This window comes from Gordonia liuliyuniae, from assembly GCF_021739025.1.
Classification (GTDB): Bacteria; Actinomycetota; Actinomycetes; order Mycobacteriales; family Mycobacteriaceae; genus Gordonia; species Gordonia liuliyuniae.
Map to the genome: position 1 here is coordinate 267,702 of NZ_JAKKOT010000002.1, position 24,280 is coordinate 291,981.

Genomic DNA, 24,280 nt, shown 5'->3' on the forward strand with positions numbered 1-24,280 from the left:
TCTTCTCCTATCGCGGCAGGCCGAGGCCCCGCGTCGCGAGCACCATCCGCTTGAGCTGAGACGTTCCTCCGGCGTGGTTCGCGAACGATTGTCGGTACCAGGCCTCGGGCTTTCCGTTGAGCGGTGCGTCCGCCGATCCCTTGCGCAGCTGACTCGTCGGTCCGAGGACGCGATCGAAGACCTGGGCGAAGACCGGCTCGTACTCCTTGGCGATGACTTGCTGCGCGCCGCCTGCCCAGGGCGTCTTGCGGCCTGCGGCGTTGTCGCCGATGATCTCGTAGGCCAGCGCGCGCTGGGTCTGCACCATCTCGGCTAGCTTGGCGATGTCGGCTTGCACGTGCGGGTCGTCCAGCTTGCCGGGAATCGCTTTGCAGTGCCCGATCAGGTCACGCAGTCGACTCTCCTGCATCGCGTAGATCGGTTCGACGGTGCCCGAAGCGTAGAAGGCCCGCATGATGTAGTGCCAGCCCTTCCCCTCCTCGCCGATCAAGGCGTCGGCGGGCACTCGGACCTTGTCCAAGTACGTGCTCGACTGCACGCCGCCGCCGTAGTTCCGCATCGGGTGCAGCGTGACGCCCGGAGACTTCAGGTCGACGACGAAAATGCTGATCGCGTCCCGCGCGGCATCGCCTGTCGAGGTGCGCGCGGCCACGAAGAGCACATCGGACATCGGCCCCCACGAGGTGAACGCCTTCTGTCCGGTGATCACCCAGTCGTCGCCTTCACGGACGGCCTTGGTCTGCAGGCTTCCCAGGTCCGAACCGGCCTCAGGTTCGGTGAGCCCTTCGGCCCACAGCGTGCGCATGTTCGCGATGTCGGGAAGCAGGCGCTGCTTCTGCTCTTCGGTTCCGCCCACCAGGATGGTGCCTGCCGCCAGAAAGATGCCGACCGAGTTGATCAGTGGCGCGTCGGCGGCATACAGCTCCTCGAGGAGGATCTGGTTCGCGACCGGCGTCAATCCCTTGCCGCCGTACTCGACAGGCCATGTCAGTCCGATCCAGCCCTTCTCGGCGACCTTCTTGCTGAAGTCGACAGCGATCTGCCACTGCTCCGGTGCGTCGTCGAATTCTGGGTTGAACGCGTTCTCGCGAGGCAGTTCGGCGTTCAGGAACTCGCGGATCTCGGTGCGCCAGGCTTCGAGATCATCGGTCAATGGTGTGCGCATCAGGCCTCTCCTGCTGTCTGTGCGTCGGTTCCGGCCAACTGATCGTCGACGCGGTGGCCCTTTTCTCCCTCGGGGTAGAAGCGGCGGGCCCACTGACGAATGTCTCGGAATCCGGCCGCCTCGGCTGTCGCCAGACCCGGCGGCTCGGTATAGCGCTGGTGCTCCCAGATCGCGATGTCCGCACGTACCTGGTTGATCGCGCTGCGCTGCCGTTTGGCCACCTTGTCCTGGTCCTGCCCTGGTTCGATACTCGCCCATGCGGAGAACCGCAGGATCGATGTCTCGTCGTCGACCGGCGTGACCGCGGAGAGGCTGCAGACGTCGCCGACTCCCCATGCGTAGGCGTACCCGAGCCCAACTCCGAGGAGGGTCGCGTTAGTGCCGCCGGGTACGGACTCGATCTCACCGTCCGCGCCACGAACTTTGAACGCCAGAGCCAGTTCGGTCTTGAAGTCGTGATCACCGAATTCCCGGCTCACCACAGTCGGAATCTCGTCCGCGCGGTGCACATACTTGAAGTGCGCGAAGTCGACGCCGTTCTCCGCCGCGTACTGCGGATGGATGGGGGCCTTCGGATGCTCGTACCGGCCGGTCTCACCGGCCTCGTGGTAGTTCTCGGCAGGTCCGCTCCCCTCGAACAGGTCGAAGACGCTGGGTACGTCGTACGTGGGCTCGCCGCCGTTCGCGTCGTGCCACACGTACATGACTCCGTCGCGCTCGGCCGCCGTCCATACGCCGATTCGGCGCACCCGGTTCGTCGACTTCTGGTACGGAATGCAGGTGTTTCGGCCATTCGGCCCCCATCGCCATCCGTGGAACGGGCATTGGATGTCGTTGCCCTGCACGGTTCCGCCGTACGCGAGATTGGCCCCGAGGTGCTCGCAGTACGCGTTCATCACGACCAGTTCACCGTCGTCGGTCCGATAGGCGACAAGGTCCTTTCCGAAGTATCGGAGCGGCAGGACGGCGCCCACCTCCAGTTCGTCAGACCATCCGATCTGGAACCAGCCGGTGGGCTTCATCGACAACGCCATCGATGTCATTTCAGATCTCCTCGCTGTGTCGGCACTGCCGCGGGTGGAAGGAAGTCGGACGGGCTCGCGGTTCGAAGTAGCCCACACGGAAGATGTCGGCCCTCCGGGGCTGGCTATACGGCTCGTGGGCTCCGTGACTGCTATCACTGTAGCCGTTGGCTACGCACGCGTCAACTTCGTCAACTTGAATGGCTACAACTCGCTTGACGCCACTCCTGAGCGGCTCTACAGTATGGCTACGAATGAGACGTCTGCCACGGAATTGGCAGGCATTCGAACTTCCTATTTCCCGTTTTGGGCGGACGAGGCGAGTCGCGCCGCGACGTGCGCTGCGGGGTCGGCCCCATTTCCTACGACGATCAGTGAGGTTGAGACGTTGAGAGCTCTTTTGTTCGACGGAAGCGAGAACAAGCTGGTGGACGGGGTAGAAGTCCGCACACCGGGCGTCGGTGAAGTCGCCGTCCGAATCGAGGCGAGCGGACTGTGCCAAAGCGACCTGAGTGTCATCAACGGCAAGATTCCGTTCTCAGTGCCGGTGATCCTCGGGCACGAGGGCGCTGGCGTAGTGGAGGCGGTCGGCCTCGGCGTGACCAACCCGGTCGTCGGCGATCATGTCGTGCTGTCGACGCTCGCCGCGTGCGGAATGTGTGCGTCCTGCACCAGCGGCCATCCGACGATGTGCCGCGAGTCGTTCGGCAAGACAGCGACTCCGTTCCGCATCGGAGACACTCAGGTGCACAACTTCGCTGCGCTGTCGACTTTCGCTGAGCGCATCGTGGTGGCCGCAGGCCAGGCCGTACCCATCCCGAAAGACGTCCCGATGGAGGCCGCCTGCCTGATCGGCTGCGGCGTCCTGACCGGGGCCGGCGCCGTGATCAACCGCGCCCGCGTTCAGATCGGCGATTCGGTGGTCGTCATCGGCGCCGGCGGCATCGGCCTGAACGTAATCCAGGCGGCCCGTATCTCGGGCGCCACGAAGATCATCGCCATCGACACGAATCCCGACAAGGAGGCGACGGCGCGGACATTCGGTGCAACAGAGTTCGTCAACCCGTCCAGCGTCGACGCCGTGGCCGCCGTCCGATCGCTTACCGACGGAGGCGTCCACCACGCTTTCGACTGCGTCGGCGGAGAAGCGATCACCAGCATGGCGATGGAGATGATCGACTGGGGCGGCCAGCTCATCATGCTTGGCGTCGCCGGTCCCGACGCCAAGCTGTCGGTGCCTGCAAGCACTTTCTACATGGACCGCTCGGTGCTCGGATGCCGGTACGGATCGTCGCGCCCCGGCACCGACGTGCCCCGCTATGTGGACCTTTACCAGTCGGGAGAGCTCTACCTGGACCAGCTGATCACCAAGGTGTACGACTTCGAGGACTACGAGTCGCTGTTCGCCGACGCGAGAGAGGGCCGCCTCGACCGCGGCGTCCTCCGCATGAGGACTGAGACTGAGTCGGCCGTCTGATGTGCGGCGCACCCGCTGCGCTACCGCGCCGCGGGTGCCGTCCGCTACCGGTTCGGTCGCGTCGCGTACACCAGCACCTGCAGCATCTCCGTCACTTCCCGACGGATGTCAGCCGCTGTTCGGTCCGGGCTATCTGCGAGCTCGGTGAGGTAGGGCTCATACAAGTTCCACACGGCGCCGACCAACGCCAGCAGTGATGCGAGCACATTCGAATCGAACTCCGCACGGACATCCGGTTTCCGATCTTCCCCATTCCAAAGCGCCTCGATCTGATTTCGATAACCGCGAGACTTCACCCCGTTTAGGAGTCGATCCGGCGGTGTCCCCTCGAATACTGACCACGTCAGCATTCGACCGAACTGCCCGGAGTCGACGTCTGCGCCGAATGAGTTCTCAAGGGCTGCGTACGCATCGTCTTCTTCCGAAAGTCGGTCGCCACCGTATGTCACGAGCATCTCCATGACACTCATGAGGAGATTCTCTTTCGTTCGATAGAACCGATGGATGAGGCCGTAGGAGACATCGGCTGCGGCGGCGACCTCTCGCAAGGAGACTTTCGCGGGGCCTTTTCGTGCGAACAGATCTGCGGCCGCTAGGAGGATCGCGTGCTGTGCACCGGAGTCTTCCCCTTTCGGGGGCGGCACCCATGCGGGAACGGGCTTGCCCCCTTTGCCTTTCGGCCCGCCGTTGTTCGCACCGTTCGCTGCGGCAGTTCCCGGCGTCAACGCCGACGCCATCGCGAGAACGACGTCCTTCGTCGCCGGATCGAACAGCATCGTTGCGGGTGTGAGCCCCTCGTCGGTCGCTGTCGTCATCCATTCCGCGAGTGCGCGACTTCCGACCTCGTCGTCGACGACGTCGAGGAGCTCAGCGACCTCCTCGCGCACTTCGTGCCGATCCAGGTCGAACTGCCAAGTCGGAAACAGTGTCACCTGAGCGCCCAAATAGCCGAGAATCCTTCTATTCCTCAATCGCCTGTTGATTGCCTGTCGGCTAATATCGAGAAAATCCACGACTCGAGGAGTCGGCCACAACTCCACAACCGTCTCGACAACCTCGTTAGTGGCACCCATGACCCGAAGTTTACCAGCTGATCGATCTAGCAATGGTGTATGAATTCAGGTTTCTGACGACCAGTGCGCCTTCCCGTGACAGGCCAACGATTAAATAGTTGTCTAGCCTCACGAGATCGACGCAGCGCGTTTCGACGTTGTCAGCGTGCGCAAAGCCGTCTTTCGCCCTGCGGACACCACTACTCAGTCATGCGCCGCGTAGATCGCCCCCGCCAGCTCAGTTCTCAGCCGCTGGAATTCGGCGGTCGCCGTCACCGACCTGTCCCGCACCACACCGGGGCCGTCGCCGGGCAGATCTATCTCGCGATCGATCGCGATCCGGCCAGGCCGCGCCGACATCACGATCACACGGGTACTCAAGAACACGGCTTCGTCGACCGAGTGGGTGACGAAGACGATGGTCTTGGCCGCCCTGCGCCACAGTTTGAGAAGATCGACTTGTAGTCGTTCGCGGGTCAGCGCGTCGAGGGCGCCGTAAGGCTCGTCCATCAGGACGATGCCGGGATCATTCACCAGCACCCTCGCGATCTGTGCGCGTTGCTGCATACCGCCGGACAGCTCGTACGGACGTTTGTCTCCGAAGTCCCCGAGGCCGACTTGTTCCAGCAGTCGCTCGGCCTGCTCGCGTCGCTGCGTCTTGCTCACGCCCCGGACTTTGGGACCGAATTCGACGTTGCCGCGCACGGTGAGCCACGGGTAGAGCGTCGGAGCCTGAAACACGACACCGCGGTCGGCAGACGGAGCGGTGACTCGCGTCCCGCCCACCTCGACTACCCCCTCGGTGGCATTCTCGAATCCGGCGATCAGCCGGAGGAGGGTCGTCTTTCCACAGCCCGACGGACCGACGATCGAGACGAACTCCCCCGGCTCGATCGCCAGGTCGGTGGCTTCCAAGGCCAGCGTCTCACCACTCGACGTCTGGTAGGTCTTGCTGACGCCCGCCAGGTCGACGCGTTCTGTGCCGCTCATCGTGTTCCCCTCACCGTGTCCCGACCGCGTAGACACCGTTCGCGTAGTGCTGCGCCGGTCCGACGCGTTGCACTTCGCCTTCTTGCAGCAGGAACTCTGCGGTTCTGCGGATGTCTCCGGCGACCTGGCCACCCAAGTACTCCGGGCCGACCTGGGTGGCGGCGTCGAAATAGTCGTAGCCCTTGATCTGGTCGATGATCCGTTCGACCGGAACGCCGAGTTGGCCTGCGATGTGTTCGGCGGCCTTCGTCGGATCGGTGTTGATCAGATTCGCCGCCCACCCCTGCACCGTCGTCCACATCTTCACGAATGTCGGGTTATCGCGCAGGAAGTCGCCGCGGGCCCCTTCCAGGTCATAGGTGGATGCGCCGAGCTGACCGACGTCAGCGCTCGTGGTGACGACCTTTCCGCCGTCGCCGGTCAGTTCGCTGAGCGTCGGCTCCCAGATATACGCAGCGTCGATCTGTCCGCCGCCGAAGGCGCCACGGATGGCGTCGGGGCTGAGGTTGACCACTTGCGTCTGGGAGCCGATGCCGACCTTATCCAGCGCGGTCAACAGACTGTAGTGTCCAGTCGACGCGAAGGGCACGCCGATTCTTTTGCCGCGCAAGTCGGCCACTGAGGTGATCGACGGGTCGCGCACGACGAGCGATTCGGCGGCACCGATCCGGTCCTGGATCCAGATCACCTTCATGTCGATGTTCAGCGGGGCCGACAACGCTTTCGCAGCGGGCGCGCTGCCGAGCAGACCGATGTCGAGCGAGTCCGCTCCGAACGCCTGGACGACGTCGCCGCCGGAGGCGAACTTGCTCCACTCGGTCGTCACGTTCGGCAGGCAGGTGTTGAGCAGACCGGTGTCTTTGACGATCAGGTCGCCGTTGGGAATCTCCTGCCAACCGATCCGCACGGTGCCGGTGACGGACGCGTCTGGTTCGACGGGGCAGGGAGTGGCACCGCCGAGGGAACGCGATTGTTCGGGTCGTCCGGATTCGACGATGCAGCCAGACAACGTCAGTCCGATCGCGACGAGGGCCGCGACGTGCATCGCTAGACGGCGGCCCTTGCCGAGGCCGGGTCTCATACTTTCCCCTTCCACGGAACCAGCAGCACGCCGATCCATTTGATGAGTGCGTCGAGGAGCAGAGCGGTGATGCCGATGACGACGATGCAGGCGATGGTCAGCGGCGTGTTGAGCTGCTGGCCTGCCAGATAGGCAAGACCGCCGATGCCGGGGATGCCGTTGTTGAGCTCTGCGGCGACAACGGTGGTCCAGGCGAAGCCGACGGCGATGCGGATGCCGTTGATGGCCTCGGGCAGGCTCGCCGGCACCACGACCCCGGTCAGCACCTGCAGACGGTTTGCGCCGAGCGCGCGGGCGGCATTGATCTGGTCGCGGCTCACGCCTTGCACGCCGCTGACAGTCGAGATCGCGATGGCGGGAAAGGCCGCGAGAAACAGCAGCCAGACCTTCGAGGTGTCGCCGATCCCGAACCACACGATGAGGAGGCCGATGTAGCCGAGCGGCGGCAACGCACGAAGAAAGTTCAGGTACGGCTCGGTGACCGTGTTGAAAGTCTTCGACATGCCCATCGCGAAGCCCACGATCGGCCCCAGGACGATGGCGACGCCCACGCCTGCGAAGATCCGCTGCAGGCTCGCCACCAGGTGTTCCCACAGGAAGTAGTTCTGTTCGCCGAGCACTTCACGCGGTACGCCCGGCGCTACCTGATGCCAGGTGCTCGCTCGGACGGCGGCATCCCAGACGGCGTTCGGCGAGGGCAGGAACTTCTCGTCCACCAGGTGCAGGCCGGCGATCAGCAACCACACTGCGATGAACACGACGAGCGCGATCAGTCGGACCAACCACGACCGGACGACGTCTGGCACCGATTGTTCGACGGCGTTCTTCACCCGCAGCAGCGGGGGCTCTCCAGCCATGCGTTCCTCTCTCGTGCCGCCCCGAGGACGGCCCGAGCGGGAACTCTGCCTGGCCCGTGTGCGCGAGGGTAGAGATTCGCGCGTGGTGATCTTTTCAGTTGCGCGGCCGGTGGCCAGTAAGCGGCCCCGAACGTGCCGACCCAGGAACGCTGCGAGGCGCCCGGAGTTCCCCGATTCGACGCGCGCGCTGCCGGACACCAGTGCGTCGGCGTGAGCGAGCAGTGCTCGAGCGGTCGGGCCTTCGCCTTCACCACCGAGTCCACGCCGTCGTCGACGATGAGCGCGTACGCGTCGTCGATATACCGGGCGCGCCAGTGTCGCGTCGTCCCGCGCCTCCGCCCGGTCTATATGAGGAGCGACCAGACCTCCTCCTCGGTCGTGCTCGCCTGCTGACCCGTCGCGCTTGTCTCTGTCACCGATTCCGTCACAGGATCGCTGTGGCACGGACCGCTGACAAAACGCGTATATCGCTCAATCGGTGGACAACGTCGGCGGCTGATACCCGGCCCGTACCGCTCGACCATGCTCGTCAACCATTCGACACCGACGGGGTTCGCGGAATGCACCCGCACCACGGCGGGCCAACCGCCGTACTCGGCCAGATACAGCACGACCGGCCGCGACGTATCCTCACCACCCAGGTCGTGATCCAGACTCAAGTCGGTGACGAGAACACCGCTCCGGAGAATCTCGAGGGCCGCCGCGCTCGTGCGGGCCACAGTCCAGGTCATGTCGGGCGGATCGCGGAAAGCGTCCACGAACAGCTTCATGGGCGGTGACAGTACGGGGACGGGCGCGGAGCGGCCACTGATTTACCGAAGGTTGCCGACGACGTCCGGGGCTACGGCGGTCGGGCCTCGCCCTAGTTCTCGAAGAGCGCAGCCATCGTGGTCTGTCCGTCGATGGATTCCCGAACGATGTCGGCGTGGCCGCAGTGATGCGCGGTCTCCCTCAACAAGTGCAGTACCAGCTTCCGGACACTCCACCACGTCAGTTCAGGCTGCCAAGGCGCCCTCGCTTGCGGAATCAACTCGTCGAGGCTGTTGATTCCCGCGATGAGGCGGTCGAACTCATCGGCGGACCGCTCGTACCCCTCAAGGCATTCGGCGAGAGTCTCGTCCGCGCGCAAGATGTAGGCGTCGCCCAGCTCCTCCATGTCGAGCTCGGCATTCTCGTCGCGTTCGATGATCTGACTCGTCATGTCCCGCTCGACGCGAGAGACGTGCTTGATCAGGCCTCCCACAGTGAGCGCGCTCACTGTGGAAGCGGTCCGGGCCTGCTCGTCGGTGAGCCCGCGCGCAGTGATTCTGAGCAGCGCGCGCTGGTCCCGGAGCAGTGTCAGCAGGTCGGTTCGCTCTGCGTCGACATCGAGATCAACGGTGACTGGGGTGTACGTGCCGGCCATGAGGTGCCTTTCGACGGTGCCTGATTGGTTCCGTCGCCCACGCTAGTTCTAATACCGGTCAGTTACTGACCTCTACGAAAATGATGTGCACGACCGTTCTGTTGCAGCCGCCCTCATGCGCCGATAGCGGGCCCGATCACACGCCACGACTGACGCAGCCCGGCTTCAAAGACGTCCCAACTGTGCTCGCCACGCAGTCCATCGGAGGTCACGCGGATGCCCTGTGCACGAAGCGCTGCGGCGGACGCGTCCGAGCATGCGCGGACCGGGAGTTCGAGGCCGGCGTCACCGGCCGAGATGTAGATCGCCTTGCCACGGAGTCGCGCAGCGTTGAGCACAGGATCGTGGACCACGTAGTCACCTGGCGTCCACATGTTCAGCGGATTGCCGCCCTGCCCTATCACTGTGCCCATCACCGCGGGAAAGCCCAGGGCTTGGGCGGGGCATCCGCTGTACGACGCCGCGGCTCGGTAGAGACGCGGTGCCCGCGCAGCCAGATCGATCGCCGGTCCGCCACTCATCGACACACCCGCGATCGCGTTGCGGCCGTTGCCGCCGAAGTGCCGGTTGACCGCTGCCAGCAGTTCCCTGGTCAAGTAGGTCTGCCACTTGTTCAGCCCGAGCTTCCGATCACGCGAGCGCCAGTCTGTGTAGAAGGAGCCAGCGCCTCCGACCGGGGACACCACGGTCACGTCCTTGTTCCGGAGGAACTCGCGGTATCTGGTGTTCCACTCCCAGCCGATGTGATCGCTGCCGCCGCCCGCGCCGTGCAGGAGGTACAGGACGGGAGCCTTTCCGCCTCCGGGTGCGGGAAGGACGTTGTTCATCACCGTTCTGTGCATCGACGGTGAGTACACCGGGAACTCGACCAGGGCCCTCGACGGCGCGGCCTCTACGCGCGCGGTCTCGGACACTGTTCCGGCGGCCGTGAGCAGAAGCCCCGCGATCAGCAAGATTCTCAGTACACGTCGCATGCGAGTCCCCACGTCTCGTTTCATCTCGTCTGGTCTCGTTTCGTCCTGTCCGGAGGATAACCCTGACGGCGACGGATCCGCGGCTCTCCACGACATCCGCGCGTCGAGCGCCAGGCTGGTCTCGATCCCGAACACCTGGGGTCCTGCTCTACGCGTCTGTTCCCGCTAATAGTCCGGACTATTAGCGGGAACAGACGCGTGATGCGATAGCTGCTTTGGATCGAAAAATGAGTCGCGGCACCGTGTTAGCCTCAATCTTTCGTCGGGGGCTTGTCCTGGCCTGAGCGGTTCGGATTGATTGAGCTTGTCAAGTTTTCTGTGTAAGTCGATCAGGTGTTCGATTTATAGGTGGTGGTTGATACGGTCCGGGTACGCGAGTGAGAGTTGCTCGAGGGCGCGTTTCCAGTTGGTCGTGACCGCGCCTTCGATCAATCGTCCGGAAGCGCGGCGCTTGTTGGCGGGAAGGCCGCGTTCCTTGGCGCGTTCGCGAGCTCGTTTGTCCTCGATGTTGCAGATCGCCATCCAGAGCAGTTTCATCGCGGCCTGGTCGTTCGGGAAGTGCCCGCGATTCTTGGTCACCTTCCGCAGTTGATAGTTGAGCGATTCGATGGGAGTTGGTGGTGTAGATGACCCGCCGCAACTCCGGCGGGAACGCCAGGAACGGGATGAACCGCTCCCACGCATCCCGGAAGGTTTTGACCGCTGACGGGTACTTACGCCCCATGTCCGAGTCGGCGAACGCGTCCAACGCGTCGGCGGCGGCCTGCTCGGTCGGGGCCTGGTAGATCGGCTTGAGCAACCCGGCGACGGCCTTGCGGTCGCCGTAACCGACGAACCGCATCGACGCCCGGATCAGGTGCACCACGCACGTCTGGACGGTCGCCTGCGGCCAGGTGACCTCCACAGCATCGGCGAACCCGGTCAGCCCGTCGCAGCACACGATCAACACGTCGGCGACCCCGCGATTGCGGAGCTCGGCGCACACCGCGGCCCAGAACTTGGCGCCCTCGGTCTGCTGGATCCAGATCCCCAGGACGTGCTTGACGCCGTCCATATCGACGCCGACAGCGAGGTGCGCGGCCTTGTTACGCACGTGTCCTCCGTCGCGGATCTTGACGATGATCGCATCCAGGTAGATGACCGGATACAGGGCTTCGAGGTCGCGGGTCTGCCATTTGGCGACCTCGTCGGCGACTTCCTCGGTGATCTTCGAGATCGTCTCGTGCGAGAGCTCGGTCCCGATCGTGCTCGCGAGGTGATGGGCAATGTCGCGGATCGTCATGCCGCCGGCGTAGAGCGAGACGATCATCGCGTCCAGGCCGTCCAAACGACGCTGGCCCTTGCGCACCAGCATGGGGGTGAACGTGCCGTCCCGATCACGCGGGATCGCCAGATCGACATCGCCGACCTCCGTAGCGACGGTCTTCGGGCTAAATCCGTTGCGGGAGTTCGGGTACGACGCCGCTTCGGGGTCTCCGGCCTCGTACCCGACATGCTCGGAGAGTTCAGAATTGAGGACTCGTTCGAGAGTGGCCTTGAGTAGCGAGTTCAGCAAGCCGTCCTGCCCGCCTACCGGCTCGCCGGCATCGATGCGGACGAACACCTCATCCAACGCTCCCGAGGCGATCAGCTCGCCTGCCATCTCAGTCTGCCGACGCCGTTGCTCTGCACGTGAATCATCCACGCTCACATCATCATTGATAGTCACTACAGCGGTTCCCTTCAGGGTTGAACCTCACCGCTTACACAGACCATCTGACGTAGAGAATGGTAAGTACCTCCCGGCGAAGGGCGTGTGACCCTCCATCTGACTGGCGGCCCCGTCTCGGGTCCTGCCTGTGGCCTGATCCGTCCGCGCCCTCCTCCGGCGAGGTGACCGACACGAGCGTCGGCCAGAGGTGAGCATGACCTGATACGAGCCTGGAGCGCCCTCATCAACGTCCTGTCTGCCCAGCCCCTGGTCGGCGTGCCCACCACGCATGGAAGGCATGACATCATCATGACAATCACCGCCTGCGATGTCACCACCGAAGACGACCCGGCCGCTGCCGTTCCGGTCGTCGCCGGTGTCGATACGCACAAAGACACCCATCATGTCGCTGTGTTGCACGCGATGACCGGCGCCCGTCTCGGAGATCTGCAAGTATCCGCGACACCGGCCGGTTATCAGCGGCTAGCCCGGTTCGTTACCTCGTTCGGGATTCTCACGGTGATCGGTATCGAGGGCACCAATTCCTACGGCGCCGGCCTGACCCGATACCTGACCGCGGCCGGTGCGCTCGTGCGGGAAGTGATCCGCCCCAAACGTGCTCAGCGCCGACACGGCAAATCCGATCCCATCGATGCCTACGCTGCCGCGCAACAAGCACTCGCCGAGCCCCACAACCTGCCGTTCGCGAAAACCAGCGATGGACCCGTAGAGCAGATCCGCATGCTGATGATCGTGCGCCGCAGCGCGATGAAAGCGCGCGTGGCAGCAATCCGACAACTCAAGTCCCTGCTGGTCACGGCCCCCGACCAGGTTCGATCCCGCTTCGTCGCCCTCGACGGTGGGCCCCTGATCAACGCCCTGATCGCGACCCGACCGGGCCCGGCCACCACCACGGTCACCGCCACGGCAGGGCAGGCCTTACGGCCTCTGGCACGCCGCCACCAGAGTCTGACCGACGAGATCACCGAGATCGACACCGAACTACGCACCCTCGTCGAACGCGCCGCACCTTCCATGTTCTCTACCCACGGATTCGGCGTCGTCACAACAGCCACCTTGCTGATCGCCGCCGGCGACAACCCCGACAGACTCCGTTCACAGGCGTCCTTCGCCGCCCTGTGCGGTACCGCCCCGATCCCGGCGAGCTCCGGCAAAACCCACCGATACCGCCTCAACCGCGGCGACGACCGGCAAGCGAACTGGGCACTACACCAAATCGCACTCGTACGTCTGTCAACAGACCCCAGAACCAAAACCTACGCAGCGAAACTCACCGCCGCCGGAAAAAGCAAGAAGGACATACTCCGATGCCTCAAACGAGCCATCGCCCGCGAAACCTGGCACCTACTCGTCCACCCCGCCCCACCTCCCCGCATCGACGATCTGCGACCACTGCGCCAACAGCAAGCCCGCACCCTCGCACAGGCCGCTGAACACCTCGACACCGTGCCCGCCCGCATCAGCGAACTCGAACGAGGCACCCGCTACGACCCCACGCTAGCCACCGCCTACCGCCAATGGCTCACCGCCGCTTGACAACCCATAGGAGCATCACGCCCGCGAAGAGAGTGAGGCTATCGACCCCAGAGTCCGCGCACCCCTACCTACCCCCTATCTCGCCCAGCAACGAACCCGATACTGAACATCCCGATGACGACGAGCGTAAACACAATTGCCCAGATCACCCTTCCCCCTCCCGAGTAGGCCCCGAAGAAGTCCCCAGATAGAGGAAAATTGACCTCGTCCGAGGTTCAAATCTGGAACTGTTACCTACCGCCTGGGACGCCCCCAAAGACTCGCAATACTAGCGGCCCGAGGCCGAGTAATCGACGGTGCGGCTCAGACTATGCGTCCGGGTTCATCTCCCAGTACTTCGCGCCGTCTGCCGCCGCCATTCTCTTCAGAACATCATAAATGGAGGAACCTAGCTCGTACCATTCCTCACGCTCGTCAAGAGGTAGCGCGACAGAAATTCGCTTTGGCCCACTCTCGGACGGCGAATATACAAGGAGGTCTGAATCTCCCAGAAATTCACCGATCACCTGGTCATCATCCCGAAAATCCTCCGGACGACCAGCCCTCTCGGTAGCCGATCGTGCGGCACTATCAGAGGGGCTCAGTATATGAAGGCCCCACTGCCCGTAGTCTATGTCTTCAAAAAGCCAGGCTTCACGGATGGATGACCAAAGTTCATAGACTTCCGAGGGGGTACCGCTGACGAGGTCAGGGGTACTACTCAGATCGACGTTAAAGTCGACGCGACACTTCAGGTTAAATGGAGAAATCGCACTGCTTGGCCTCTCCCAACCATCGAGGCGTTTCATCACTTCGCTGATTCTAGTCATTAGTAACGCATCCACCATGGGTTAAATTGGGTCTGGTGTGGAATTCTTTTGACCGGAACGAATTCTCGAAGTCATTTCCTCCACCGTATTCTCGAGGCTGAATATGGTGAATATCATAATCCTTCCATCCTCCTTCCGGGGTTTCATATCCACGATCGTACCACTCTGCAATATATTGCCCACGCTCATTCGCCCCCCATTGCACCCGAGCAGACTTCGGAACCTTCGTTAACCCGTCTCCTGGGTAGTGGATTGGGGCCGCAGTTCGTGGGTCAAGTATATTTGGGTAGGGCTCGCCTGCTCTGTTACTAACAGAGTCTCCGGGCGCTTTCAGGTCCGGCGGAACCGCTGTTCTCGGGACTGAAGGTTGAATATCGGGATTGGCTTCGTGAATAGCACCTTGAATGAGAGTTCGTAACGCAAAACCCCCAGGGGCGACCGCACCCAGAACATGCTGCAATGTTTCCGAGTCAGCGACGACTTGCCCAGAGTCAAGTCTGTACTCTCCGAGGAGGTTTCCTTGTTGGTCGAAATGTCGGATTAGGACACCGTTTGTTGTCTCGGTGTACGTGCCGTCTGGGCGTTGATGGGTGGTGATCGTGATCTTTTTGCCATCGACCATCCCTGTCCGGCTGATTTCGCCAGCTGGACCTGGCTTGTTGATGATCCACCAGTTGCCGTTGGTGTCTTGTACTGCTGGTTGACCGGTCCCGGTTTTGCCGGTTCCGTCGCCGAAGTTGTAGACGGTTTCGTTTTCCAGGGCGGTGCCAAAGCCGGTGACGGGGCGTTCGATCTGTTCGCCGTTGGGGCCGCGAGACAGGTCGTAGTAGGACACGGTGCCGTCGTCGGCGACCCGCTCGTGGACTCTGCCGTCTAACCGTTGATTGTGGGTGTATTGCAGCCACTCGGTGTAGGTCATCGATTGCCCTGCTGCGGGGGCATCGACGCGCCCGTCGGGCTGAGGTGACCCGCCCGGCGGTTCAAGGTGTTGCGACGACCAGTTGAATCCGCCCTACCGGCAGTCACCTGGTGAGTCATACACCGTGGCACCGTAGTGATCGGGTGCTTCGGCTCTATGGGAGACCGAAATCGCCACGCATGTTCCCTTCTCGACAGCCTCCCGTGCCGATAGCGTGATCGACGGACCGTAGTAGTCCAGATCGATGTCGCTGAAGGGCGTCGGCAGTGACTTGACGAGTTCGTCGCGTCGCGGCGTGAGAAGCTCTGCTGACTCGGCTTTTGTGAACCGATGTTCCTCGGTCGTTTCGTATCCAGGCATCTGGAAGGTACGCGAGTAGCTCGGAGACGGCGGTGCGGAGTCGGACGTCGAACCACAACCGACCGTGATTATTGACGCGCAGGTCAACGAGACCCCGACCACGCCGCGGATTACCCAGGAACCCCGACGCCCTGCGACCGAAGGAAATTGATCTGATCGGGTGTTGCTCGTTCCCATTGTCCCCACCCTCCCGGGAATCTCTGTGTGCCCCCACCGTTGGTGACATTGGCGATGCTCGCCGATTGGATTTCGTACTGAAGTTCCCAAGTGATCGCAATGTATTGATCACCACCAGGACCTGGAGCGGAACCGTTGTAGGATCTCGTTCGCGCGCTCCAACTCCCGCACCTGCTTCTTCAACCGGGTGATCTCGGCCTGCGCTTCGCTCGGCACCCCGGGGCGCAGTCCGGCATCTACTTGCGCTGCACGCGTCCAGTTCCGCTGCGTCTCGGGGTTGACCCCGACCTTGCCGGCAACGTGGTTGAACGCCGCCCAATCGGACGGATGATCAGGGCGCACCTCGGCCAGCAACCGCAGCGCTCGCTCCCGAAACTCGGGCGGGTATGTTCTCGACATCGTTCCAACTCTCACAGATGAAGATGTCGGAACGAAACCCAGGCCGAATCATTCGGCATCTTCCGACTCTCGTTCATAAGGCTCAGAACTAACTGCGGGTCGCTTCAGTCCAGAGCCTTGCGGCGGATCTGATCAGGTGTACCCGACGCACTGCTGAACGCAGTGAAATTGGCCGCAGTCTCTGGGAACGACGCACCGATGTCCTCATCTACTTCGACACGGCGGGCCCGTCGAAACGATCAACGGACGCCCTCAAGCACCTCCACGAAACCGCACAAGGCTTCGGCAGTCTCGACCCCTACATCTTGCGGTCCGCACTGCACTCCGGTCAGATCGCCAACCGCTTCAAAGCACTCTGAGATCCGAGAATCCCGTATAGTCGGCCCGTTGCTGGCGTTCTTCATATTTCTAACTATGTCCCGACTATCTTATTCGCTGCTTATCGAGGCAAGGTCGCGATCTACGGTTTGTCCGACCTGGCCTTGCTTTTCCAGCGCCTTCCCGAAAGCTTGTTAGACGGTCTGGATACTCTAAATCCGCCCGCCCAGGCGTAACAGACAACAGACCCTATCAGGATTACTGGAACAACGTTATATCCGGGAAAGTTCAAACTTCCGAAGATCCATATAGAGACTATAAAAACGATTGGCGTACCAACCCAAATGGACTTACGAGCTATCCAATTTTCATACCACTTATTTCCCGATTTATCGTCAGCAATCTCAATCAGAAAATCTAAGAATATTAGCGCCAATAAGATTGCTATAATAGCGATTTCTAGCATCCGGTATCCATGCGTTTTCCGTCTGATTTCTGGCGGTCGTCCGGGCGGTATATGCGCGACGAAACATTCGATAATTCGTCTTCAATGGATCCCGCTGGGCCAGTCTGAGCGGTACCAACCACCGTAAAAGTCCGATCTGTGGTGGCGACTATCTCGTGCGTACTCACCGTTTGTAGAATCAGCTTTCCGCTCGCGTGCGTACCGTCGATGTTTAGATGTCGGCCACAGTGTGTCGACTCTTGATTCGTGGTAAGCGACAACCAAGATGCACCCGTGGTGAGGGCGCGTTCGAGCAGGGTGGCGATGTCCTCGATTGTCGTAGGTGTCGTGGCCTCGACACTACAGCAAGCGTAGATAATGGTGGGACTGAAATGTGAAGACTCGATCGACGGAGGCTGGCAGAGAATCCGGAATGCGTTAAGCTTGCCGGGGTCAGGGAGTTCGTGCCAGCCAGGCAAAGGTGCTGGAGTATCGATCGGCGGGACTTTCTCAGGGTCGACAATTGGAGTGATCTTGAACCGGGATATATCATTATCGAAGGTAGGATGGTTTACGTGATTCATCACTACACCTCGCTGTAACTGGCGTTGCGTACCGGGGTTACTGGGGATTCAAACTGTAGATTCGGAATTACGGCGGGTTCGTCTGGCTCGATTGTCATGGCCTCCGGGGAATGCTTCATCAGAATAGTCCGCCAATTTTCTCGCCGACCCATGATCCGCCGAGAGCTCCAGCGGTACCTAGGATCGCTGCGCCGGCCATTGCTCCAGGCGGTCCTCCCATCGCGAATCCTCCGGCGGCACCGATCTCGGCCATTGCCCATCCACCAGCCCAGCCGCCAGCTGCTTGACCTACGGTCTCGCCGATCGGCTCTCCTTGTGCGAGATCAGTCACGATCGTCACCGCAGCTCCGGCAGTTCCTAGCCGACCCATAAATTTTCCCGCTGTACCCAGTTTACTCTGTTGGTCGGGAGTAAAGTCCTGCCCTGGGGTCCATGCGCGCCGCGGATTGCCTTCTAGAAACTTGTTGCCACTATTTATGCCGGATTCGATGCCTTGCCCCGCGCCACCGATCGCAGTGAGGGCGTTGCTGCCGGCATCTTTACCTTCCGTCCATGAGTGTTGATAGTCTACGGTTGCGTCGACAGTGTCTGCTTGATCTTCCGTAAGAGGTAGGATGTTGCCGTCGCCGTCGCGGTAGTAGACCTGTTCTGGTTGGTCGGGGTGGTCTTTCCAAGAAATCCTGTCGAGGACGAGTTTCCCGTTCTCGTCGTAGAGTTTCTGGTGCTGCACGTCGCGCGTGAAGCCGGGGAATTCGACTTCCTCCACACTTGTCCGCGTGGAAGTTCCATCTTCCATGGTCACGCGAGTGATCGGGTTCCCGTTGGCATCTGTCTGGCGCGTGATGTCGCGGACGGATAGGGACTTGTTCATGGCGGTTGATTCGATGGCCTGTCCGTTTGTAGCGGTGACGACCACGTGGTCATAGACTTTTCCGTCGTCGCCGATGGATGCGTCGTTGGTGATGGTCGCACCACTGGGCAGCCGGGACTCTTCACCTGGGCTCGGGATGGAGTGGGGCAGCATCACGACATCTTCAGGGGTTAGCCCGTCGTCGCCGGCTAGCGGGGTGACGGTAGTTGTTCCGTCGTCCCCTTGCGTGACAGCGGCTCCGGGGAGAAGCGTCTGGATCTGTGCACGCTCGGATTCCGTTAACGGGGCTTCGGTGACAACGGGATCGCCATACTTCGGCGTGACCGAGTAGATATTGTTTCCGCTGACAGATCCGTCTGGATTGGTGTCCCAGTTCTGTTCGTGGCCCCACGTGTTTCCCGAGGACGTGATCGTCGGGTTACCGGGCGAGGGAGGATCGGCGAGGACATCGGGGATGTCTTGCGCGGTGACACCACCACCTGGTGGTATTTCTGCCGGTGCAGCATCGGGAGTATCTGCCGTATCGAGGTTCGGAGTGATCCCGGGCATCAGATCCAGGGTGTCTTGATCAACCCATACGCGTTCGCCTTCACCGTTACTGACCCACGGGTCGGCGAGGATCGGGAATAGCGCGTTGTCGGCGGGTTCGATGTGCTGAATCAGGTCACCGTTCTCATCGACGGTGTACCAGGTCTTTTGCGGTCGGCCGGCAGCGTCGAAGGCCCATGGCTTCGCGATCTGACGGACGGCGTTGCCATCCTTGTCGTAGATGGTCGCTGACCCGTCGGGGTTGACTTTCGTGTAACCGCCGTCAGGGACGTTCATAGCGAACCGATAGGTGGTCGGCGAGGACTCATCGTGCATCAACACCATCCGCGACGGACCAACAGTCGCCCGCGTAGAACCACCCCGCCTTAGCAGTGAGCGGCTCCGTGGGCTCGCTGCGGCGATCGCGGCGGCACCGGCCGATGGCCCACACCGGGAGCGGGATGGTCAGCTCGCCGTCGGTCAACGGGTTCAGGAGGGCTTTATCGGTCGCTGTGCCGGGTGCCGGGTTCCCGACGGGAGTGTCCGCGGGCGCGCTCGTCCGGTCAGGGCGTTCCTCGACGTTCCGCTGGCCTGGCTGTGCGCGCTGCCCAAAGGTGGGTGAGAGTGTCGTCGTGCCCGGTGCCTGTGTTGTCGGCACCTCTGGTGCCTGCGTGTTGTTGGGGCGGCTGGATGTCTCGGCGCCGCCGATGATGGGTGTGCCGTTGCCCTGTCCCGGGCCCGGTCCGGCATCGCCTCCGATCACCGGCCCGTTCCCGGAAGGTGCACCGGGAGCGTTCGGGGTAGTGGGCTGTGTCGGCATGGTCGGTGGCGGGGTGTAAGTCGGCACCGAGACGCACGGCCAACTCGGACCGTACTGGGCCCGCATCTGATCACAGAGCGCGTCAGCATGGGCGTCTCCAGAACCCCCGAAGCCTGCAGCGAGGACCGCGGCGGTGAACGCCAACGTCCCTGCTCCAGCCGCCAGTGCCGCTGCGCGGCGAGCCGTCCGCGGATGGTTGTTCATCGAGGCCACGATCAGTTCCCCTTGTGTCGAATAGCGCTCCAGAGGGCGTCGATACCGGCCCAGAACCAGCGACCGCCGATCGACATCACCAAGAAGAAGCACAAGAACACCAGGACGTTCCCGTGCTCGTCGCCCCACTGGCCAAGGTTCGGCAGGTTGATCGCCGCTATCACCAGGAGCGCGCACCCCGCGATGAACAACAACATCGTCCACACCGACACCGACCTGCCACTGTCGGTAGCTGGATGTGCTGGCTCGTTCGCCGCAGCCGCCAGAGGCTGTGCCTGCGTCGCCTGCGAGTGCTTCGGTTGGTTGGCAGATGCCGTCGACCGCGTCGCGCTCGTGTTTCCTGTTGTGGTCATCCCACACCTCTTGTTCGATTGAAAATTGCCAGCTCAGCAGACAGAGATCGATACTCGCGAACCGTCGGCTCCGCGGTGTCTACGGTCAGAGCAGGTGTGGTTTGCCGTACAGGTTGAACGTGTTGTCGTTGGCCTTGCTGGTCATCGCGCCCCGCACATACGCACGTACCGCGGGGCGCGCTCCGACGCACCCGGCGATCTCGACCCGAACACCGTCCAGACGGACGCCCGCAGACGGGCCCTGCAACGGCTTCTGCCCGAACGGAACATCCACCGACACACCATTCTTCAAAGTCGTCGAAATGTTCGGCATCACCTGCGCACCGAGAACGACAGCGGGCGGATACGAGATCGACATCTGCGCGGTCGGGCCACCGGTCACCCCGAGGTTGAGGCCGTCCATCTGCCACTGACACGAGACCTGAAAGCCCGTCGAGACGACAGCGGCGTCCACCGGCACCGTCCCGGACCCCGACATCTGCGCAGCACCACGCAACGACAAGAACGCCTCATACGAACCGTGCCCACGACTCAGGGCCGGCACGCTCCGGATCTTCTCCCCCGACTTAGACAGTTTGTACTGTCCACCCATCATCGGAATGACGCGTCACGGACTTGTCAGCAAACGACCGCGTCGGACCAGCCGACGCATCACCAGCGGCATCGAACGCGGCGACGCTGATCAACGCGAGCAGAACAGCGCACATGACGCCGATGAACTTCTTCACGATTTCCCCCAAAGGATTTCACGCGGCGACCACGTAAGAGAGGAAACACCCAGCCCTAGCCGACGAAATATTGAGTACTCGCAGCGTGCGAGTAGCCCCCCGGGGCAACCTGGACGATTCCTCCCGAACCGCCACAACAGATGAGACGGACGCTACAACCGGTAACAGCAACCTGCAATCGCTGGGCAAATAGTATGAGGCAGCTTACAGTGACTACTCTCGGTGAGAGAGCCCTGCTGCACTGAGCGGGCCGGACTCTCGTTCCTATCGGTGGCCTTGTCCGGCAAGCGCCGGTCGGGCTGATTCCTTGTCAGCGTCGCACCCCGTCGAGGGTTTTCGCTCCGAGTTCGCCCATCCTGGTCCGTGTAGCCCGTGGCGAGATAGTGCGATCGGTCCAGTCACTCGCAGCTTCCGCATTCCCCGCGTGTGGTCGAGGTAGTCGGTTTCGGCGCAGACGGACGAGTCCAGATCCGTAACGATCATTCCCGCGAGCGGCTGGTCCTGGCCTACCGGATCGCCATCTTGATCAGCGAATGCGACTCCCCGGGTGGCGTAAGTCTGGTTCCACCACGAACACGATCCTTACTGTCGACGGACTGCGCCGCGTCACCGCTGAGGCGGTCCGCAACAACGCTGAGTGACCTATGAAGCACTTGCGGATACTCCGTCGGCTATCCGTCAGTCCTCAGGAGGGAACGGATACGTCGGCTCGTCACCGTCACGTTCTACCTGGCCACGCCTCGGCGGGCAGGACAAGCTCGTCCCGATCGACCAGGAACCGCAGGTATTCGAGGGTGTCGAGCGCGACGCAGGTATTCGAGGGTGTCGAGCGTCACGCAGGCGATTCCGCCGAACACGTGGGTGGCCGCGCTGTACCGCTCGCGGGCGCTGAACTCGTCGTAGCTGGGCAGGTCGCCGTGGACCGAGTCCTCGTAGAGCCAGGCGTAGGCCAGGTCCAGGTCGGTGGCCCGGTCGACGGCGTCGTCGTCGGCCTTGCCCGTGAGCACCGAGTAGGCGCGCGTCTTCGCACCTCAGGTGCGATCGCGCTCGATGGCGTCGCGCCAGGCCTGGCGGACCTTCGCGTTGGCGACCGCGACCCGGGAATCGTCGGACCCCGCGGTCAGCGCGTCCATCATCACCTTGGCGTGGCCAAGGGCGTCGTTCGTCAGCGTCATCGGCCTCAGCCGGGCGGCCAGCGACTCGAACGGCACCTCGTCGGGCAGCTCGAACTTCAACACGACCTCACCGGTCTGCGGGTAGACCACAGCCTTGAACTGGGTGCTGCGCAGGGTGCGCATGAGCTCGCCGCAGTCGTCGGCGATCAGCGGGTGGGCGTCGATGCGGCGCCGACGGCGGACGAATGCGCTGAGCAGGGCCGTGTCGTCGATGCTCATCGCTTGGTCTCCTCAGCGGCCTTGGCGGTGGCGGTTGCCTGCTGGAATCCGGCCACGACGCCGCGGAAGGTCTCGGCGGCGACCCGGGCGCTCTACGCTGCGGCGGTCTTGGCCTCTGCCGCGTCGGCACGGGCGATGAACTCTGCGACCTGCTCGGCATGAGCGCGTTTATAGCGGCGCTCGCCTTGAAAGCGAACGCAGATGCGCTGCGTCGACCGACCCGGACTCCTGAGCAGAACTCGCCGAAGCGCGCTGAGGTCCACTGCTCAGGCTCGGGACTTCATGCGGCAGACCCAGTCCTGGCCAGTTCGATCACTCATAGCAGAACACGGCGAAAAACAAAAGGTCAGGTCGCATTTCTGCAACCTGACCTCTTGCGCGATTTCGTCCTGAACCGCTCGTGGTGGGCGAAGGGGGACTTGAACCCCCACGTCCCGAAGGACACTGGCACCTGAAGCCAGCGCGTCTGCCATTCCGCCACTCGCCCGTGGCGTCGATCAATCGACATATGTCCGCGTGGACTCGAAAACGATAGCACGCAGCCAGCGCCGAAGTTAAATCCCACATCTCCGACCACTCCGACCTGCGAATACCCGCCCTGAAGCTGTCCGCCACAGCATCGTGCTGTTGTGACGTCAGTTGCGCATGTGACGCACAAGCGGCGACGGGCTTGCCTGGCCGGTAACATCGACAGGCACGGTATGCACGCCGACACGCCACAGACCACGGAAGGAGTCGAGACGGGTGGGAATTCTCGACCGTTTCGAGCGCAAGCTCGAGTCCGCCGTCGACGGTGGTTTCGCCCGAGTCTTCGGTGGCAAAGTGGCACCGCAGGAGATGGAACAGAGCCTTCAGCGCGAAGCCGAAGGCACCCTCGAGAACCTTGGCGACGGCGCGAGCCTCGTCGCCAACAGTTACGTCATAACGCTCAGTCCGTCCGACCTGGAGCACGTATCCACGGAGTACGAACTGAACCGGAAGATCTTCTCCCGCCATTTGGAAGACTTCATCCGGGACAATGGGTGGCAGACTTATGGGCCAGTGGTCGTAGAGTTCGATCAGATACCGTCACTGCACACCGGACAGTTCCATACCGACGGCGTCGTTAACCCCGACGCCACACCACGCCCGGTCCCCGCGTCCGCCGCGGCCCCGGGACCAGCTAGTCACCGAGGAGCCCCAGCCATGACCAATCCACCCGGAAACGATCAGGGCGGCCAGTACCCCGGCTACCCGCAACAGGGCGGACAGTACCCCCAGTACGACTACGACCAGCAGCAGTACGACCCCCAACAGGGGTACGCACCGCAGCCCGGCTACGAACAGCAGCCGTACGACCAGCAGGGCTACGCACCGCAGCAGGGCGGCTACGACCAGCAGTACGCCGCACCCGTCGACCAAGGGCAGCAGCCCGGATACGACTACGGCCAACAGGGCTACGGGCAACAGGGCTACGGTCAGCAGCCCGGCTATGACCAGGGCTATGCACCGGACCAGGGTTATGCACCCCAGCAGGGGGCACCTCAGCAAGGCGGCTACGAGCAGCCCGTCTACGACCAGGGCTACGGTCAGCCGCAGCAGGGCTACGACCAGGGGTATGCGCCGCAACCCGGCTACGACCAGGGTTACGCAGCACCTCCGATGGACCAGGGTTACGGCCAGCAGCCCGGGTACGACCAGGGCTATGCTCCGCAGGGAGCACCGCAGCAGGGCGGCTACGAGCAGCCCGTCTACGACCAGGGCTACGGCCAACAGCCTGCGTACGACCAGGGTTACGGAGCACCGGTCGGCGGCGGTTACGCACCCGCAGGCATCACCCTCGTCCTCGAAGACGGCAGCAACCGCACGTTCGCGCTCCGTCAGGGATCGAACGTCCTCGGCCGCGGCCAGGACGCACAGTTCCGTCTCCCCGACACCGGCGTCTCACGTCGCCACGCCGAGATCCGCTGGGATGGACAGACCGCCATGCTGACCGATCTGAACTCGACGAACGGGACAACCGTCAACGACCTCCAGGTCAGCGCGTGGGAACTCGCCAACGGAGACCGTATCCGTCTGGGACATTCCGACATCACGGTCCGTTTCCAGTAGG

Annotated in this window: 21 protein-coding genes, 1 tRNA gene and 1 pseudogene; 3 read left to right on the top strand and 20 right to left on the bottom strand. The window is 62.7% G+C overall.

Going from position 1 to position 24,280, the window contains the following annotated elements; translation table 11 throughout:
• Positions 1 to 7 precede the first annotated feature (7 nt).
• The gene (locus tag L5G28_RS02285) at positions 8 to 1,165 is read right to left on the bottom strand and encodes an acyl-CoA dehydrogenase family protein (RefSeq protein WP_237000148.1); all 1,158 of its coding nucleotides are present in this window, start codon (positions 1,163 to 1,165) and stop codon (positions 8 to 10) included.
• A complete protein-coding gene (locus L5G28_RS02290) occupies positions 1,165 to 2,208 on the bottom strand; it encodes a Rieske 2Fe-2S domain-containing protein (protein WP_236998363.1) in 1,044 nt (347 codons plus the stop codon). Before L5G28_RS02290 ends, L5G28_RS02285 begins: the two co-directional genes overlap by 1 nt.
• Before the next feature lie 367 nt (positions 2,209 to 2,575).
• Between L5G28_RS02290 and L5G28_RS02295 the strand changes: the two genes are divergently transcribed.
• Positions 2,576 to 3,664 (top strand): Zn-dependent alcohol dehydrogenase, encoded by a 1,089-nt coding sequence (locus L5G28_RS02295; RefSeq protein ID WP_237000149.1) that lies wholly within the window; start codon positions 2,576 to 2,578, stop codon positions 3,662 to 3,664.
• A 44-nt stretch (positions 3,665 to 3,708) separates the two neighbouring features.
• Here the strand turns inward: L5G28_RS02295 and L5G28_RS02300 are convergent, their stop codons facing one another.
• The 8 genes and pseudogenes from L5G28_RS02300 to L5G28_RS02335 all read right to left on the bottom strand — a co-directional run bounded on the left by L5G28_RS02300 (position 3,709) and on the right by L5G28_RS02335 (position 11,665).
• Positions 3,709 to 4,596, bottom strand: a complete 888-nt coding sequence (locus tag L5G28_RS02300; RefSeq protein WP_236998361.1) for a TetR/AcrR family transcriptional regulator — start codon at positions 4,594 to 4,596, stop codon at positions 3,709 to 3,711.
• Between the two features lie 324 nt (positions 4,597 to 4,920).
• Positions 4,921 to 5,706, bottom strand: a complete 786-nt coding sequence (locus tag L5G28_RS02305; protein ID WP_236998360.1) for an ABC transporter ATP-binding protein — start codon at positions 5,704 to 5,706, stop codon at positions 4,921 to 4,923.
• A gap of 10 nt (positions 5,707 to 5,716) precedes the next feature.
• Positions 5,717 to 6,787, bottom strand: a complete 1,071-nt coding sequence (locus tag L5G28_RS02310; protein ID WP_237000150.1) for a taurine ABC transporter substrate-binding protein — start codon at positions 6,785 to 6,787, stop codon at positions 5,717 to 5,719.
• Positions 6,784 to 7,644, bottom strand: coding sequence for an ABC transporter permease (locus tag L5G28_RS02315; protein ID WP_236998358.1), 861 nt, complete (start codon positions 7,642 to 7,644; stop codon positions 6,784 to 6,786). The genes L5G28_RS02310 and L5G28_RS02315 overlap by 4 nt, the downstream gene beginning before the upstream one ends.
• A 344-nt stretch (positions 7,645 to 7,988) precedes the next feature.
• Complete coding sequence (locus tag L5G28_RS02320) at positions 7,989 to 8,414, bottom strand: cyclic-phosphate processing receiver domain-containing protein (RefSeq protein WP_237000151.1); 426 nt, start codon at positions 8,412 to 8,414, stop codon at positions 7,989 to 7,991.
• Positions 8,415 to 8,506: 92 nt separating this feature from the next.
• Positions 8,507 to 9,049 carry a DinB family protein gene (locus tag L5G28_RS02325; protein WP_237000152.1) on the bottom strand — a complete coding sequence of 181 codons (543 nt, stop codon included), beginning with the start codon at positions 9,047 to 9,049 and terminating at the stop codon, positions 8,507 to 8,509.
• 113 nt (positions 9,050 to 9,162) lie between these two features.
• The gene (locus L5G28_RS02330) at positions 9,163 to 10,023 is read right to left on the bottom strand and encodes an alpha/beta hydrolase (RefSeq protein WP_237000153.1); all 861 of its coding nucleotides are present in this window, start codon (positions 10,021 to 10,023) and stop codon (positions 9,163 to 9,165) included.
• Positions 10,024 to 10,365: 342 nt separating this feature from the next.
• A pseudogene (locus tag L5G28_RS02335) lies at positions 10,366 to 11,665 on the bottom strand (IS256 family transposase).
• Positions 11,666 to 12,022: 357 nt separating this feature from the next.
• On the opposite strand from L5G28_RS02335, the gene L5G28_RS02340 reads away from it, so the two are divergent.
• Entirely contained in the window at positions 12,023 to 13,270 is a 1,248-nt protein-coding gene (locus L5G28_RS02340; protein WP_237000155.1) for an IS110 family RNA-guided transposase, read from the top strand.
• A 308-nt stretch (positions 13,271 to 13,578) separates the two neighbouring features.
• Here L5G28_RS02340 and L5G28_RS02345 read toward each other — a convergent pair whose 3' ends face one another.
• From L5G28_RS02345 to L5G28_RS02390, 10 genes are all read right to left on the bottom strand, one after another.
• Positions 13,579 to 14,061 (bottom strand): hypothetical protein, encoded by a 483-nt coding sequence (locus L5G28_RS02345; protein WP_237000156.1) that lies wholly within the window; start codon positions 14,059 to 14,061, stop codon positions 13,579 to 13,581.
• A 10-nt stretch (positions 14,062 to 14,071) separates the two neighbouring features.
• Positions 14,072 to 14,998, bottom strand: a complete 927-nt coding sequence (locus tag L5G28_RS02350; protein WP_237000157.1) for a hypothetical protein — start codon at positions 14,996 to 14,998, stop codon at positions 14,072 to 14,074.
• A gap of 645 nt (positions 14,999 to 15,643) precedes the next feature.
• Positions 15,644 to 15,934: a transposase gene (locus L5G28_RS02355; protein ID WP_237000158.1), complete on the bottom strand. Its 291-nt coding sequence runs from the start codon at positions 15,932 to 15,934 to the stop codon at positions 15,644 to 15,646.
• 1,465 nt (positions 15,935 to 17,399) lie between these two features.
• Positions 17,400 to 18,977, bottom strand: coding sequence for a hypothetical protein (locus L5G28_RS02360; protein ID WP_237000159.1), 1,578 nt, complete (start codon positions 18,975 to 18,977; stop codon positions 17,400 to 17,402).
• Between the two features lie 28 nt (positions 18,978 to 19,005).
• Positions 19,006 to 19,704, bottom strand: coding sequence for a hypothetical protein (locus L5G28_RS02365; RefSeq protein WP_237000160.1), 699 nt, complete (start codon positions 19,702 to 19,704; stop codon positions 19,006 to 19,008).
• An 11-nt stretch (positions 19,705 to 19,715) separates the two neighbouring features.
• Positions 19,716 to 20,066 (bottom strand): hypothetical protein, encoded by a 351-nt coding sequence (locus tag L5G28_RS02370; protein WP_237000161.1) that lies wholly within the window; start codon positions 20,064 to 20,066, stop codon positions 19,716 to 19,718.
• Positions 20,067 to 20,151: 85 nt separating this feature from the next.
• The gene (locus tag L5G28_RS02375) at positions 20,152 to 20,610 is read right to left on the bottom strand and encodes an MspA family porin (protein WP_237000162.1); all 459 of its coding nucleotides are present in this window, start codon (positions 20,608 to 20,610) and stop codon (positions 20,152 to 20,154) included.
• Positions 20,611 to 21,519: 909 nt separating this feature from the next.
• Complete coding sequence (locus L5G28_RS02380) at positions 21,520 to 21,801, bottom strand: hypothetical protein (protein WP_237000163.1); 282 nt, start codon at positions 21,799 to 21,801, stop codon at positions 21,520 to 21,522.
• A 24-nt stretch (positions 21,802 to 21,825) separates the two neighbouring features.
• Positions 21,826 to 22,188 (bottom strand): hypothetical protein, encoded by a 363-nt coding sequence (locus L5G28_RS02385; RefSeq protein WP_237000164.1) that lies wholly within the window; start codon positions 22,186 to 22,188, stop codon positions 21,826 to 21,828.
• Positions 22,189 to 22,589: 401 nt separating this feature from the next.
• Positions 22,590 to 22,675: transfer RNA gene (locus L5G28_RS02390), tRNA-Leu, on the bottom strand.
• A 257-nt stretch (positions 22,676 to 22,932) separates the two neighbouring features.
• Between L5G28_RS02390 and L5G28_RS02395 the strand changes: the two genes are divergently transcribed.
• Entirely contained in the window at positions 22,933 to 24,279 is a 1,347-nt protein-coding gene (locus L5G28_RS02395) for an FHA domain-containing protein (RefSeq protein ID WP_237000165.1), read from the top strand.
• Position 24,280 lies beyond the last annotated feature (1 nt).